A 15,642-nucleotide genomic window follows, 5' to 3' on the forward strand; every position below is an offset into this window, starting at 1 on the left:
AAGGTAATCGTGGCATACCAACTTAGCAGTGCTAAGCTGGTATATAAAAAATTAAATTACTGATAACTCAATCGCAATATTGCCACGGGTTGCATTTGAATAAGGGCAAACTTCATGCGCTTTAGCAACTAATTGCTCAGCTGTGGCTTTATCAACATCACCCACAAACACTGCTAACTTTACTGCAATACCAAAACCACCCTCAATTGGACCAATTGACACTTCTGAGTCAATACGGGTATCTGCCGGCAGTTTTACTTTTGCTTGGCCTGCAACTAATTTTAATGCGCCAATAAAACACGCGGCATAACCTGCGGCAAATAATTGCTCAGGGTTTGTACCTTGACCATCATCGCCACCTAAACCTTTAGGCGTTGAAAGTGCCACATCTAAACGACCATCGTCTGATTTTGCGGTGCCTTCACGGCCACCTGTTGCTGATGCTTTTGCTGTATACGCGACTTGTAGTAATTCTTTCATGGTGTTTTCCTTGTTTAAGTGGAATCAAATTTATTTTGCATGCAAAACAATAGACCAATTTATTGAACATTGCAAATACTTTGCATACAAACTAAAATGCAACATCACTATTCGAGAGTCGCTATGAAATATCCGCAACTAAAATTAGATAATCAACTCTGTCATCGTTTATATATGGCATCCAACTCTGTGGTACGTGCATATCGTGATGCACTCTGTACACTTGAACTGACCTACCCACAGTACGTGGTGATGATGGCGTTGTGGGAAGAAGATAAAATAACGATTGCGCACTTACTGCAAAAAACCGCCATAGACGGTGGAGCCATGACCCAAATTTTAAAAAAAATGACCGATAAACAGTTAGTAATGGTTATTAAAGATGAGGATGACAAGCGCAAAAAACGTGTTAAATTACAGCCACAAGGAATAGAAATGCAACAACAAGCAACTGCTATTCCTCAGCAAATACGCTGTCAATTTCCTTCAATCAATGAACAAGAGGCAATGCAATTAATTACTCTGCTCGATAAACTCAATACTGATTTAGCGTAACAAGTAATAATTATTATCAAAAAATATTTGATAGTGATTCAGTCATAACGCCCTTTTTCTATTATAAAGCTGCGCTATAGTGTGCAGATAGCATATGATTTAACGGAGCAAAACATGAAAGCCATTGGTTACCAAACAGCAACAAAAACACTTAACGCAAACTCTTTTACAGTGATTGAACTACCCACACCAACGGCACAAGGCCATGATTTATTGGTAGAAATAAAAGCAATTTCGGTCAACCCTGTTGATACTAAGATTCGTGCTAATGTCAGCCCAGATGAGGGCCATAAAATCATTGGTTGGGATGCGGTTGGTATAGTGAAAGCCGTAGGCGATAAAGTGAGTCTTTTTAATGTAGGCGATCGCGTATATTACGCAGGTGACTTAACTCGCGCTGGCAGCAATGCTGAACTGCAACTGGTGGATGAACGCATCGTTGGCAAAGCCCCGGCTTCTTTAAATGACGCTGAAACTGCGGCACTGCCATTAACCAGCATTACCGCTTGGGAATTATTATTTGACCGTTTGCAAGTATCACGCAGCAAAGATGCAAAGCCTGAGTCATTATTAGTAATTGGGGCTGCAGGTGGTGTTGGCTCAATTTTAGTACAGCTAGCAAGACAACTTACTAACTTAACGGTTGTAGGCACTGCATCTAGAGCTGATAGTGTGAAATGGCTAAACGAGTTAGGGGCTGAACATATACTTGACCACTCAAAAGGTTTAGATGCACAACGAACGGAACATAGCCTTGGGGAGTTTGACTACGTTATTAGCCTCACACATACCGATCAACACCTTGATGAAATAGTTAAAGTGATCAAGCCACAAGGTAAATTGGCGTTAATTGACGACCCAGCCAGCTTTGATATTTTAAAACTTAAACGTAAAAGTATCTCGCTACATTGGGAGTTTATGTACACCCGCTCAATGTTCCAAACCAAGGATATGATAGCGCAACATGAGTTATTGACTGAGTTAGCCCAGCTGGTTGATAACGGCACCATCAAAACCACCTTAGGCCAACACTTAGGGAAAATTTGCGTCGAAAATTTAATGAAAGCGCACGCAATATTAGAATCTCATCAGTCACGCGGTAAGTTGGTGCTTGAAGGGTTTTAGTTAATCTCAATCGCCCTCTTAAGACAAGTAACGAATCATTGCAGAGGGCATGTTACTTACTTTAAGCGACTACGGTTTATACGTCTGAATTCGCTTTAATTTTAAAACGTATTCAATATCTAAACCAAGTTATAAATAATGAACAACTCTACTCCTCTTAGCACTATAGATACGCATCATAAAAGTGCAAATCATCTCGTATTTTTCACTACATTAGTGCCTCCCCATTAAATAAAAACAATACAAAAGTCATAACCCACTGTTCTAAAATAACTAAAAATAAGTTTAAACTCTGGCACAAATTTTTCTTATATAAAAGTGACTCATAAACCATGAGTTTTAACTTCATTATCTCGTCTACAGGGAGCTCGAGCTATGACTAACTTTTATCACATGTTGTATTTATTATGGCGCTTAGACATTAGTATTTGGCATGTTCACCATGCTAACGATCCACACACTACATCTGAAAAGGAGCGCAGATATGTTAAATAATTATCCGCACTTAGATGAAGCGATCAAAAAATTATCGGTGCATCAATTAACGATCAGTGAAGCATCTGAGCACTATAATTTACCGAAACGCGTTATTTATAAAGCACTGCGTCAACAGCAAGCAAGAATATCGCAACAGAAAACGTATTTACTCGCGGCTCAAAAACGTTTGCAACACAGCTTGCAAACAGTGGAGCTAGAGTTAGCTAATTTTAATTAAACCATCGCAGGCTATTTTCTGTATAGTTTAATCACTTACTATAAGAAAATTACGGGATGATCATGACAGCAGTAGAAGTAAATTTTGATGGCCTTGTTGGTCCGACTCACAACTACGCGGGATTATCATATGGTAACGTTGCATCATTAAGTAATGCAGCCAGTTACTCAAATCCAAAAGAGGCGGTGCTGCAAGGCCTTGCAAAAATGAAGGCAATGCATGATTTAGGGCTGACCCAAGGTGTTTTTGCCCCGCATGCCAGACCCGACGTCAACGTATTACGCCGCTTAGGCTTTACAGGTAAAGACAGTGAAGTGATCAGTAAAGCATTTAAAGCTGATCCGGTACTTTTACGTGCCTGTTATTCTGCCTCTGCAATGTGGACTGCAAATGCCGCCACAGTTTCTCCCTCCGCTGATACCCTCGATGGCAAAGTGCACTTTACTGCAGCTAATTTGAATAACAAGTTTCACCGCTCGCTAGAGCCGACAACTACAACTCGCTTACTCAAAGCCATGTTCAATAACGACAGCTACTTTAGTCATCATGAGCATTTACCTGATCAGGGCTTTTTTGGTGATGAGGGTGCCGCCAACCATACTCGCCTGACAGACGCGCATGGTAAGCAAGGGTTAGAGCTATTCGTATTTGGCGCTAGTAGCTTTAATAGTGCTTTACCTAAGCCTAGTAAATTCCCAGCCCGTCAAACACTTGAAGCATCACAAGCTATTTGCCGGTTGCATCAACTAAAATCATCAAGCCAATTATTACTGCAACAAAACCCCGCAGTGATTGATCAAGGTGTGTTCCATAATGATGTTATTGCTGTTGGTAACGCTAATGTGTTGCTCTGCCATGAACAAGCTTTTTTAAATCAAGACAATGCTTTACAACAAATTAAAAACGCTTATCTAGGTGAAAAAACTCTGCATATAATTGAAGTACCCACTGCAAAAGTCAGTATTGAAGATGCCGTCACCAGTTACTTATTTAACAGCCAGTTAGTGAGTTTAGACAATGGCAAAATGTTACTCGTAGCACCGCAAGAGTGCCATAATAACAGCGTAGTAAATACCTATATTAATGAGCTGATTAGCGCTGATAACCCAATCAATCAAGTGCAATTTTTTGACTTAAAACAAAGTATGCAAAATGGCGGAGGCCCCGCATGTTTGCGCTTAAGAGTGGCACTAAATCAGCAAGAGCTAGCGGCTGTTAACCCCGACGTAATGTTAACGGATAGTAAGTACCAACAATTGAGTCTTTGGGCTAATAAACATTACCGTGACAAACTCAGTAATGATGACTTTGCCGATCCAAGCCTATTACTTGAAAGCTGGCAAGCACTCGATGAGTTAACCCAGATTTTAAATTTAGGATCTGTATATCCATTTCAGCAGTAATGCGTATTACCAATCAACACTTCACATTATGAAATCGTCACTGAGCCCCCAGTTGGGGGTTATTGCTGGCAAACTTGTGGTTATATAAACTTATCAGCACAGACTGTTTTTTAGTAATAGTCACTGTGACCTTGTCATGTTTTTAAGCTCTCCTCAGAGCTGGCTAGATAACCTACTAATATCAAAAAATTGATAAAAAATAATTTCATTAATATATTTACTTCGCCTTGTTTTTCTAAATCTAAGACTTGCATGTTTGCTCCTAACTTTATTGATGCGTGGCCTTAACAACATAAAGTTACTGAGCGAATGTGGAACAAAAATGGAGAAGCTATATGAATGTTATTCAATCATATAGCAGTTAACTATTAGCAACCCATTTAGCAACCCCTAGTGCTTCCATAATAAATTCAACCGATAAAGCAGCCAGTATCATACCCATTATACGTGTTAGAATTGATGCGCCGCCCGGGCCAATTAATTTTAAAATACGCTCTGACAACAGTAATAATATGAGTGTAATCAGCAAAATAACGATCATAGTAAAGGTTGTAATTAACTGCTCTTGCACGCTGTAAATATGGTTATCTGTAATCAAAATAACAGCTAAAATGGCTCCTGGCGAAGCGGTTGCTGGAATGGCTAAAGGAAAAATTGCAATGTCGTGTTGTGGCTCTACATCCCCTTTTGGATCAGGATTTGAGAAGACCATTTGCAATCCAAACAAAAATAAAATAATTCCCCCAGATACTTGAAATGAAAGTAAACTGATCCCCATTGCCGCCAATAGAAACTGGCCAACGACAATCGCACCTATCAATACTAGTGCAGCATAAGCAACCGTTTTAAAGGCCGTTTTTCGACGCTCTGCACTGGAGAGTTTAGCCGTTAAAGCAGCGAATAATGCCATTGTCCCAATAGGGTCGATAGTCGCCCAAATGACTAAAAAATCGTGTAAAATTTTATCTAGCATGAAAGCCTAACATCTCTATAAGTATATATTTAGCCTAGCAATAAAGTGCTTTAAAAACACCTATATTTAATACGAATTTGGCTAAATAACATTTTCTGTCAGTAACTCTCTAAAGAATAATAAACCAACCTGTTTTACAACTGCTGATATTTATAAATTCAAGCTGCATTAAGCTTTAACCTCTACACTGATGCCAACACTGAGAAAAAAGGTTAAATTATGAATATCAAAACAACATTATTAAGTAGCGTCATTTTAGTTGCACTCACGGCATGTGGTGGTTCAGATAACAATGACTCACCTACACCACCGCAATCTGCAAAATTTAGCTTGGGTGTCTCTGATGCACCTGTTAGCGGCTTACAAGAAGTCAATGTCGTATTTAACTCTATTACTCTTAAGCAAGCTAATGGCGCAGATAATATTACCTTTGAAACACGTAAAGCAGATGACGAAACTAAACCTGAAATGGTAAACCTGCTTGATTACACTGGCGATGATATTTTCTCATTATTAGATGACGAAGACGTACCCGCAGGGGAATATTCATGGCTCCGTGCCGATATTATTAATGGCGATGAAAACGATCTTACTATGACCTCACACGTTGTGTATGAAGACGGAAGCATTGCACCTTTGGTTGTTAAACGTAAAGGTAATGACGGTATCGGTGAAATCCAACTTGACGGTTTTACCCTAAATCAAACTGATAATGATTTTGTACTTGAATTTGATTTGAAAAAGTCGCTTGTAGATCCACAGAGCAGTAATGAAATATTCTTAAAACCTCGCGGCGTTCGTTTAGAGAACTTAGCTGAGTCAGAAGATATTGAAGGTACTGTGAGCGACGCACTTATTGCCAACTGCGAAACAGATAATATCGCACTAGCAGCTGAAGATGGCTCATTCGGTCATGCAGTTTACCTTTATAGCAGTGATATAGCCGAGCCTCTGGATAATTACGAAGTAACCGAAAATGAAACACCTATTGATGCGCCATTGGCAACAGCCGATGTGGTATTTGATAGCGACGACAACCAATATGAGTTTGAGCTTGCTTTCATCACCCCTGGTGACTATCAATTAGCTTACACTTGCGCGGCACACATTGATGATGCTGAACAACGCGATGAGGCATTTACGCTGTACCAAGTTAAACCTGTTACGGTAACTGCGGGTGATGATCTTGACGTAACTTTCACTATTAGCCAATAGTGACTAGTAACAATAAAATCGGTTCTGTATAAGTAAAAAAGCCCGTCAACTAACACTGACGAGCTTTTCTACTTTCAGATACCTTCAAACGCAACGGTTATATTTCTTTGTTAACAGAAATCGCCGATGCCATCGATTCAGCAATATGCAAAGTGCGCTGCGGAAATGGAATTGTCAGCCCTGCTTGCTCAATAGATTCTTTAACGCGTTTATTAAGATCCCAAACTGTTTGCCAATAATCGCCATTGACTGTCCATGCCCGTAATTGAATATTCACCGCACTTTCACCGATTGATGCCACCATAACTTTTGGTGCAGGTTCAGCCAATAGTCGACTCTCTGCTGCGGCAATATCTTTAAGCACATTTAAACCATCATCAATTGAATCTGCAAACGAAATTCCTACCACAATATCCATGCGTCTTTTGCCATTGCGGGTGAAGTTTTTAATATTGCCCCCCCACACTTTGCCATTGGGTGACGCGATATACAGACCATCATTGGTTTTAAAAATAGTGGTAAATAAGTTTATTTCGCAAACTGACCCCACAGTACCACTAGCATCAACAAAATCACCTACTTTAAATGGTCTGAGTATCAGTAACATGATACCTGCAGCTATGTTACTTAAGGTATTTTTAAGCGCCAAACCAATCGCTAAACCAGCAGCGCCCATCAGCGCAATTAAACTTGCTGTGTTAACACCAAAAATATCTAAAATAAACAACCCGGCAATGATATACACCAAGTAGCCCGCCACACTCGATAAGATCGGCAGTAAGGTATTATCCACTTTCTTAAGAGGTGACTTAGAGTTTTTAATTGCTTTTTTAACAGAGCGCGCAATAAGCGCACTCGCTATAACAATAGCTAACGCTAAAATCAGTTTATAACCTAAAGTCATTATGGTTTCTGAATGGTTTTGCCAAAATACTAAAAGCTTATCTTTCACGTTTTATTTCCGATAATAATTGCTGTAACTCAGCACAATATAACAATGAATAACCTTAATCGTTACTCTCTTGAAGGTCACTATAGTTGCATTGATGGCCTGCCAATGACTTGACTTAAATTTAACCACCCTAAAAAGCTGCGCGAGTATATAGCTATTGCACCATTAAAACTAGAATTTTTAGCATATTTTAAAATCATAAATAAAGCATATTAAAACAATGAATTAGATTTCCTCTTCACACATTATGTCGTTTAAATTAAGCCCTGTTATAACTTACCCAGTCAATGTTGGTACCGGTAAATTAAGTATAAAATGCCCAAGAGCGGGCATTTTATACTTAAGGAGTTAGCTAATGACTACAGCTTAGCCTTGCTTGCTTTAACAGGTTAATTGATTGGATAACCTGCGCAATAATGCCATTATTTATTTCTATGTTTTGCGGTTTACTTAATTTATCTTTATTTTTCAGCGCAGCAATAATCGCTAAATAGCTGGCTTGCCATTCATTGATTGTTAAAAATAACTGCCGGTTATCGTTCAGTATTTGCTGCCACCGCAGTAACTGCGTTTGCAGTGTTGCTAACTGTTGACTGCCACACTGTTGTTGATAATCCGCAACGGCATAATCAAACTGTTTTAACGTTAAACTTTCTACCGGTAAAACATCCACTAATTTGTTTAGCGGCGCTTGTTGGTGATAGTCACCTCGTAAAAAGGCTAAGTGATGCAAAGTATAATAATGCACAGGCTCAATTAATTGACTAAACGTAATTAAGGCATTCACATCTGCATTTGTCACTGCAGGATGTTGCTTTAATCGCGTAATAAACTGTTGTTGATGCAATAAACCAAGTTGCTGGGAAGCAAATTTGTCCATCACACTAAGACGTTTATACATGTCTCGCTCATCAGTTAAACTTGCAGGCGACCAAAAACGTTCACCTATTGCATAAAGCCTTGGCCAAATACGTGAGTCTAAGTTATCACTGGTGATGAGTTCAGCCCAAGCAGTCGCTTCACCACCAAGCACCTTGCCTGTTTTTTTGCGTTGCTGCTCATCTGCTAACGCTTGATTCAATTGCTTTAATGACGGTGTATCAATAATTGCTGCATTAAATTCATAAGGTGTATTACCAATCATGGCAGGTTCACTCGACGTTTCATCAAGGCTGACTGTCAATTTAGTTGGTCCCAACCAAGTATCAATCTGTAATTGATAATACTCAGCAACTTTATTGACCTTTGCGGTAATAAAACGGCCCTTGCCTTTAATGCTTACTTTACTATGTAATTGACCTTGCTGATTGGTAAAAATAGTGGCGTTGCCTACTACGGCACTGCCTTTTAAACGAGTTAATGTAAACTCCACCGTTCCTAAAATGTTTTTTGCTGTAACACTTGTTTGTGGTGGTTGGATCGGGTGATTACGGTAGTGATAGCTTGTCCACTGCGGTTGATCGATATAAAAACCACTTGAGAGTAATCCATCGAAGCCAGCACTCGTAATATCACTGAGTGAGTGATGCCCGCGCCATGACTGTACAAGGGTATTTTTTGGCAAACTAGGATGCAGTACTTCATCCCAACCAATCATTTGCTTGTTGTGTTTTGCTAAGATTTTAGCAACTCGTTGGTTAAAGTAAGCATGTAAAGCATGGCTATCCGCTAATTGTTGCTCAGCCATATAAGCTTGTATGCTCGTATTCTTTTGCCAATCACTATCATCAACTTCATCGCCGCCAATGTGTAAGTATGGATCAGGAAATAGCCCCGCAAGCTCAGCAACCACTTCGTCAATAAATTGATAAACCTTAGGGTTACTTGGATCGAGTAATGGTTCAAACACCCCCCAATGCCTTTCAATGTCTATACGGGTTGTACCACTACCTAACTCTGGATAGGCAAGCACAATAGTACTTGCATGTCCTGGCACATCAAACTCAGGGACGACACGGATACCTAATTTAGCCGCATACGCAACCACCTCTTTAATTTCGGCTTGGGTGTAATACAAGCCATCAGAAGCGTGTTGATGTAATCTAGGGTAACTGTGTAATTCAATTCGCCAGCCTTGATCATCGGTTAAATGCCAATGAAATACATTAAACTTTGCTGAAGCCAAACCACGTAACGTACGTTTTACATCTTTAATCGGTAAAAAGTGGCGTACCCCGTCAAACAGTAACCCTCGCCACGGATACGTGGGGGCATCTGTGATTGTGAGATTAGTCAGTTCGCGAGGTTTTTTTGCACTAAACAATAACTGCGATAAGCTCGCAAGACCACGTAACATACCATACTGATTATTGCTGGTAAGCTTAATTGAGTTATCAGCGATAACAATTTTATAGCTTTCATCCATCCCTAAATAAGGCAAAGGCGCAGCACTTTGATTGATGCTTATGTGTAACTGTGCCTTTTCAGCATCACGCCAATCAAGCCGTGTAAACTGCTCGGCAAACGTTGAATTAAGCAGTAACGGCCTTAGTAACGCTTGCTGCTGTTGACTAATATGCACACCTAGGCGAGCATTTAATTGGCTTTTACCTGCAAGCATCTGTATTTCTGCAGGCATTGGCATCAGCACAGCTTGAGCGCGCGCCTCGATGAGAAACAGTCCAACACTAATTAAAGCGCTCAAAATTAATTTATTCATGCTGCATTTCCTCGCGTTGTGCCTGCAAAATAGCCAGTGCTTGAGCTGATGTATGAGTTTGTACGGGGGTGAATATAGTTACAATGACGGCGCATAGCGCAGAAGCTAAAGTGGCAGGTATAATGGGGTTACCCCAGTACACTAACCAACTTGGGGTGACAATTATTGCCAATGAAATAAGTAAAGATACCAACAATGCAGTTATTGCACCTTGCCAATTAAAACGCGGCCAAAAATGACCAAATAACACGCATACACATAACCCTGACATTAACGTAGCAATCATATTGGTGATGTAACCAATCACATCATTAGTTAATAGCGCCAACAATAAAGCAATGCCAATAGTCACCACCAAACCGATACGCGAGAGGATCACCACATCCTTGGCATGTGGCATACGTTTGAACACTAAACTGTAGATATCACGAATTAACACGCTTACCGCAGCGATAGCATCTGAGCTGGCACTGGAAATTGTCGCCGACAAACCAGCGATGATCACCAATGCAGCTAAACCAAACGGTAATAGTTCAAACGCCATATAAGGGAACGAAAATGCGCTGTTTTCTAACGTCGGGTTAAGGGCATACGCTGCCATACCAATAATGGCGGGTACAATGGCAAATACTAAATACAAGCCACCCGATAGATAAAATGATTGGCGAATACTTTTGACATGCTTACCTGAATAAATACGCTGGCGAAATGAGGGCGCAACTAAAACACCGATTAACACGGCAAAAAATAGCGATAAGCCATGCACAACACCAATGTTATCCAATGATAAAAAGCTACGATTAACTGCCGGTTGGGCATTGGCAATCTGGGCTATACCACCTACTTCATACAGGGCAACCCCTGCCATTGTGAAAAACCCAACAAATAGCACTAATGCTTGTATTGAATCGGTCCATACCACAGCAACATAGCCGCCGATCACTACATAAACACTAAACCCTAACGCAATCAATAGCTTTGCAGTAAATGGCGACAGCCCTGTCAGCCATGCTAAGTACATACCGCCACCAAGAATATGTGCTCCTAACCAACCAATGCTGGCAACAAAAATAAATACCGCAATGGTATTTTTAACTACGGGGTGTGCGCCAACGTAATAAGAGATCTCTTCACTCATGGTCATAAATTCATGTTCACGCACTGGCGCAAATAGTTTTGCCAGCAGTAAAATACCGCATGCACCACCTAAGCCATAAATCATCCCGGCCCAGCCATTTAAATAAGCAAAACCAACCGCTCCCATGGATGAGCCAGTCCCCACCATAGTAGCAACAGTTGTACCAAGGGTGAGTAAAAAAGGCAGGTTGCGTCCGCCCAATAAAAAATTATCACCGCCTTTGGCATTGCGGCTGACCCACCAGCCAAACCAAATCATAAACCCTAAGTAGCCTAAAAAGGCCATTAATAATTGCCACTTCATAAGACACCCTGCTGCACCAATCCACGTTGCGCCTAGTTATGGCACTTATAATTATAATTACGCGGTTGATGTTAATTATTATTTTGTTGATGACCTAAGAGCGATTATTATTTTTTATGCTCTTAGGTATAAATTTTGATGTTGGCAGGGGAAGTTAAGGTGCTTTATAACACGTTACATCCACTTCAACTTTACAGTCGACCACTAAATCCGCCACCGCACAAATACGTGCCGGTGGGTTAGCGCCAAAGTACTCTTTAAAGACTTTATTAAACGACTGAAAATAACGCGAGTCAGTTAAAATAACCGTCACATGCACCACATCTTCGAGGCCATAGCCCGCCTCTTTCATAATGTCGAGGCAGTTTTCAATTGCCAGTGTTGATTGCTCAATGATACCGCCTTCAACCACTTCGCCGTCTTTCATTGGCGTTTGCCCTGATACCATCAGCCAGCCACCCGCTTCTACTGCTCGGGCAAATGGTAAGTGTTGACCACCCGTGCCTTTCCCGCCTTCAATACCAATGCGTCTGATCATGATTACTTACTCCTATGATGTTAAAAATTTACCCGAATACGCAGGTAGGATCTGTTTATCTATTAATGTTGCTTGGCCGTTGGTCCACACGCGGCGAATACCTGAAGCTGGTAGTTCTGAATCGACAAATGTTGCGTTATCAATAACCTCATCGGCATCAAATAGCACTAAATCGGCAAAGTTACCGACTTTGATCACGCCACGATTCGCTAACCGATAATTAGCGGCACTGAGACCGGTCATTTTATGGATCGCTGTGGCTAATGAAAAAACCCCTTGCTCTCGACTGTAATGTCCTAAAACCCGGGGAAATGAGCCCCACAAACGAGGGTGTGGATGCGGATCGCACGGTAAGCCATCAGAGCCAATCATGGTTTTATCAAACGCGAGAATAGTTTTTACATCGTCTTCATTAAGGCCATGATAAACCGCTCCCGCAGGTTGCAGGCGTTTCGCCGCATCAAACAAACTAACACCCCAGTGCGCCGCAATATCGGCTAGTAATTGTTCAGCCATTTCAGGGTGAGAGTCAGACCAAGTAATAAAAATATCAAAGTCATCGGTCACTTGATTTAAATCTAAGGTGCTGGAGCTTGCTGCATACGGATAAGCGTCACAACTGCATTTGGAATGCTCACCTTGCTCGGAAAATTTGGCTAATAACTCGGGTGCACGCCCCCAGTTATTTTTACCTGCACATTTAAGGTGCGAAATGATTACTTTGATGTCAAAGGCTTGCTCCATTGCAAACGCTTCATCCATCGCCTCAAGTACCGCATCAAACTCGGTGCGTAAGTGCGTGGTATAAAGAGCATCGTGTTTTTTTAAAACCTCGCCAAACGCTTGCACTTCAGAAGATGGCGCCTGATTAGCATTTTTATACGCAAGGCCCGTACTCAACCCCAGTGCACCTTGGCTGAGTGCCATATCAAGTTGCTGCTGCATTAAGGCTATTTCTTGTGCTGTAGCTGCACGTAGTAAATCATCCATCACATTATTTCTAAGTGTTGTATGTCCAACAAGCGCTGCCACATTCACATTGGCTTTTCGCACATTATAGGCAGCGATATAGTCGCGCATTTGCACAAACTTAAACTCTGTTTTATCCCCTAATAAGTTCATCGGATCAGGCGCATCCGTGGCCAACTGAGCGGGTGCGGCACTAATGCCACAATTTCCCGTGATAACCGTGGTTACTCCTTGGCTAATCTTAGCGGCCATGTCAGGGTTTCTCAGTACCTCTAAATCATCGTGAGTATGTACATCAATAAAACCGGGAGCTAAACACAGCCCCTTACCATTAACCGTATCTAATGCTTGGTATGCAGATAACTCACCCAGCGCGACAATCTGTTGCCCTTTAATTGCAACATCCATGTGCACAGGCTCATTACCTAAGCCATCAAATACTTTTGCTTGATATATAATAGTGTCTACTGGTTGCGAGATATCGTACTGCATTGTTAATCTCCTAATGGCGCGCGGTCTGGTCCTTCACGATATGCATCTAACTCATGTTTAATACGACGAAGTTTTTCACGAGATTTTTTCTGCGTTAAAATAGCCACTTCACTCGCCAAAATATCTACCGCAGCAAGCATGGCGTAACGAGCTGTACTTGGTGTGAAAATATAATCTGATTCGTTTGTTTTAATCGGCAGGTGAATTGTCGCTGTATCAGCAAGTGCGCTATCAGGACAAATGGCAATCACTTTTGCGCCGTAATCTTTGGCAATACTTGCAGCATCAATAAGATCATTGGCAAGCCCTGTTAACGACAACACAATTACAACATCGCTCACGTCAACGCTCGCTGCTGTCATCCGCATCATGACAGGATCACTATAGGCGTTACTGAGCACATCGAGTCGAAATAATCGATTATGGCACTCTTGCGCCACTACAGAGCTGCCGCCGCCAACACCAAAAATAAGTGTATGACGACTACCCGCTATACAACGTGCAGCTTCTTCCACTAAAGACTGTTCAATCAGCCCAGCATTGATATCGAGAATATCGTGAATTGCTTGATAAATTGCCGGAATATCTTCACGTACGGAGGCGTTTTCACTAATAAAACGCTCACCTACTGCCAGTGATTGCGCAAGCTGGAGCTTCATATCGCGTACATTGTTGCAACCTAATGCTTTTGCTAAACGTGTGATGGACGCATGACTCACTTTCGCACGTTGTGCCAAATCACTGATACTTGCTGAGGCTGCATATTGCAGATCAGTTAAAATTAATTGGGCAACAAGTTGCTCTGATTGGCGTAAATGGCCTAAGCGTTCTTTAATTCGCGAAACAATATCCAATTATTTACTCTCCTAAAAATACGTATCAAAGATATCAATAACGTTATAATTATCATCAATGACATTAATATAGCGCCATTTATCAAATGTAAGGCATGGGTGCGAAGTGGCAAAGGCAATAATATCGCCCACTTCTAGTTGCTCAGTGATTGGATAAGTTAGCATCGCGTGCTGATCCATTATTTTTTCTACTTTCCATTTGGCCCCCGCAGGTTTTACTGTGCCTGATTGATCAACATGTAAGTTAGGAATAGGTAAACCGGCATCAAAAGCGACATCTCGCTTACCCATACCAATAATGGCACGACCGGGCTCTGGCAATGATTGCACGTATGCCCAAATTTCTAAGCAGGACTGTAAATCACTGCCAATATTACAAGCTAATGGATTACGCGCTAACACACTTTGCTGTGCTTGTTCATAAATCCCTTGATCATGGGCCACGTAACAACCAGGGCGGATCACTGGAGTCATGTTTTCCAGCATATTGGCAGGGGCAAAGGCATCACAGACTAAGTCGTACCATGCAGAGCCACCAGCCGTGATTATTACTTGTTCTGTGGCAAAAGCTTGCTGAGCAATCAAATCTTTGCATTTAGCTACGGCAGTCGCTAAAAATGCAGTCACTTCATGTTGAGTACTCAATACGCCTTCATATACTTCAAGACCCGCAAGCTGTAATGAGGAATACGACTTAATATGCGCGGCCAACTGCTGTAGCTTTTGACTATCAACAACCCCACAACGCCCACCGGGCACCCCTAACTCGATCAGTAGTTTAAGCTGTAAACCTTGCTCATTAAAAAATTCGCCCAAGGTTGTGACATTGCTAACATCATCCACTAAACAATAAAAATCAATTTCATACTGTTTTAATAAATAACTAAGTTGCAGCATATTGGCTGTACCAACTAATTGATTTGCCATAATAATGCGCTTTGCACCTGCGCGAGCAGCTACCACCGCTTGCGGCACCGTTGCAATAGTAATAGCGTAAGCACCGGCTGCTAACTGCTTTTTGAAAATCCCCGGTGCCATAGTGGTTTTACCATGGGGTGAAAACTCCACCTGACTTTGTTTGGCAAACTCTGCCATCCACGCAATATTATTATCTAACCTCGTTTGGTAAATACAGGCGCAAGGCAAGCTAATTTGCTGCAACGCAACATTGTAGTCCCCATGTATGAGTGCATCGCTATTGCCTAAGCCTTTATTCACACTTGCGATAGTGCCAGCATCTTTTGTGGCTAACTTTTCCATAAATAAAACTC

General features: G+C 41.4%; 14 protein-coding genes. 5 read left to right on the plus strand and 9 right to left on the minus strand.

The window, feature by feature from the left end; genetic code table 11:
- Nucleotides 1–51: 51 nt before the first annotated feature.
- A complete protein-coding gene (locus PHAL_RS0103975) occupies nucleotides 52–480 on the minus strand; it encodes an organic hydroperoxide resistance protein (RefSeq protein ID WP_016707126.1) in 429 nt (142 codons plus the stop codon).
- A gap of 123 nt (nucleotides 481–603) precedes the next feature.
- Between PHAL_RS0103975 and PHAL_RS0103980 the strand changes: the two genes are divergently transcribed.
- From PHAL_RS0103980 to astB, 4 genes are all read left to right on the plus strand, one after another.
- Entirely contained in the window at nucleotides 604–1,035 is a 432-nt protein-coding gene (locus PHAL_RS0103980; protein WP_016707127.1) for a MarR family winged helix-turn-helix transcriptional regulator, read from the plus strand.
- 114 nt (nucleotides 1,036–1,149) lie between these two features.
- Nucleotides 1,150–2,160: a zinc-binding alcohol dehydrogenase family protein gene (locus tag PHAL_RS0103985; protein ID WP_016707128.1), complete on the plus strand. Its 1,011-nt coding sequence runs from the start codon at nucleotides 1,150–1,152 to the stop codon at nucleotides 2,158–2,160.
- A 484-nt stretch (nucleotides 2,161–2,644) separates the two neighbouring features.
- The gene (locus PHAL_RS0103995) at nucleotides 2,645–2,875 is read left to right on the plus strand and encodes a helix-turn-helix domain-containing protein (protein ID WP_016707129.1); all 231 of its coding nucleotides are present in this window, start codon (nucleotides 2,645–2,647) and stop codon (nucleotides 2,873–2,875) included.
- 62 nt (nucleotides 2,876–2,937) lie between these two features.
- Nucleotides 2,938–4,278: an N-succinylarginine dihydrolase gene (gene astB, locus PHAL_RS0104000; RefSeq protein WP_029216011.1), complete on the plus strand. Its 1,341-nt coding sequence runs from the start codon at nucleotides 2,938–2,940 to the stop codon at nucleotides 4,276–4,278.
- Nucleotides 4,279–4,639: 361 nt separating this feature from the next.
- On the opposite strand, the gene PHAL_RS0104010 is transcribed toward astB, so the two are convergent.
- Complete coding sequence (locus tag PHAL_RS0104010; RefSeq protein WP_016707132.1) at nucleotides 4,640–5,251, minus strand: MarC family protein; 612 nt, start codon at nucleotides 5,249–5,251, stop codon at nucleotides 4,640–4,642.
- 219 nt (nucleotides 5,252–5,470) lie between these two features.
- Between PHAL_RS0104010 and PHAL_RS0104015 the strand changes: the two genes are divergently transcribed.
- Entirely contained in the window at nucleotides 5,471–6,466 is a 996-nt protein-coding gene (locus tag PHAL_RS0104015; RefSeq protein WP_016707133.1) for a DUF4382 domain-containing protein, read from the plus strand.
- Nucleotides 6,467–6,563: 97 nt separating this feature from the next.
- On the opposite strand, the gene PHAL_RS0104020 is transcribed toward PHAL_RS0104015, so the two are convergent.
- The 7 genes from PHAL_RS0104020 to PHAL_RS0104055 all read right to left on the minus strand — a co-directional run bounded on the left by PHAL_RS0104020 (nucleotide 6,564) and on the right by PHAL_RS0104055 (nucleotide 15,631).
- Nucleotides 6,564–7,418 carry a mechanosensitive ion channel family protein gene (locus PHAL_RS0104020; protein WP_016707134.1) on the minus strand — a complete coding sequence of 285 codons (855 nt, stop codon included), beginning with the start codon at nucleotides 7,416–7,418 and terminating at the stop codon, nucleotides 6,564–6,566.
- Between the two features lie 352 nt (nucleotides 7,419–7,770).
- Nucleotides 7,771–10,077: a family 20 glycosylhydrolase gene (locus tag PHAL_RS0104030; RefSeq protein WP_016707136.1), complete on the minus strand. Its 2,307-nt coding sequence runs from the start codon at nucleotides 10,075–10,077 to the stop codon at nucleotides 7,771–7,773.
- Nucleotides 10,070–11,518, minus strand: a complete 1,449-nt coding sequence (locus tag PHAL_RS0104035; protein WP_016707137.1) for a sodium:solute symporter family protein — start codon at nucleotides 11,516–11,518, stop codon at nucleotides 10,070–10,072. The genes PHAL_RS0104030 and PHAL_RS0104035 overlap by 8 nt, the downstream gene beginning before the upstream one ends.
- Nucleotides 11,519–11,672: 154 nt before the next feature.
- Nucleotides 11,673–12,056: a RidA family protein gene (locus PHAL_RS0104040; RefSeq protein WP_016707138.1), complete on the minus strand. Its 384-nt coding sequence runs from the start codon at nucleotides 12,054–12,056 to the stop codon at nucleotides 11,673–11,675.
- Nucleotides 12,057–12,068: 12 nt separating this feature from the next.
- The gene (locus PHAL_RS0104045; RefSeq protein WP_016707139.1) at nucleotides 12,069–13,517 is read right to left on the minus strand and encodes an N-acyl-D-amino-acid deacylase family protein; all 1,449 of its coding nucleotides are present in this window, start codon (nucleotides 13,515–13,517) and stop codon (nucleotides 12,069–12,071) included.
- 2 nt (nucleotides 13,518–13,519) lie between these two features.
- Complete coding sequence (locus PHAL_RS0104050; RefSeq protein ID WP_016707140.1) at nucleotides 13,520–14,371, minus strand: MurR/RpiR family transcriptional regulator; 852 nt, start codon at nucleotides 14,369–14,371, stop codon at nucleotides 13,520–13,522.
- Between the two features lie 12 nt (nucleotides 14,372–14,383).
- Nucleotides 14,384–15,631, minus strand: coding sequence for an amino acid deaminase (locus PHAL_RS0104055; RefSeq protein WP_016707141.1), 1,248 nt, complete (start codon nucleotides 15,629–15,631; stop codon nucleotides 14,384–14,386).
- Between the last annotated feature and the right edge of the window lie 11 nt (nucleotides 15,632–15,642).

Source organism: Pseudoalteromonas haloplanktis ATCC 14393 (assembly GCF_000238355.1).
Taxonomy (GTDB): Bacteria; Pseudomonadota; Gammaproteobacteria; order Enterobacterales; family Alteromonadaceae; genus Pseudoalteromonas; species Pseudoalteromonas haloplanktis.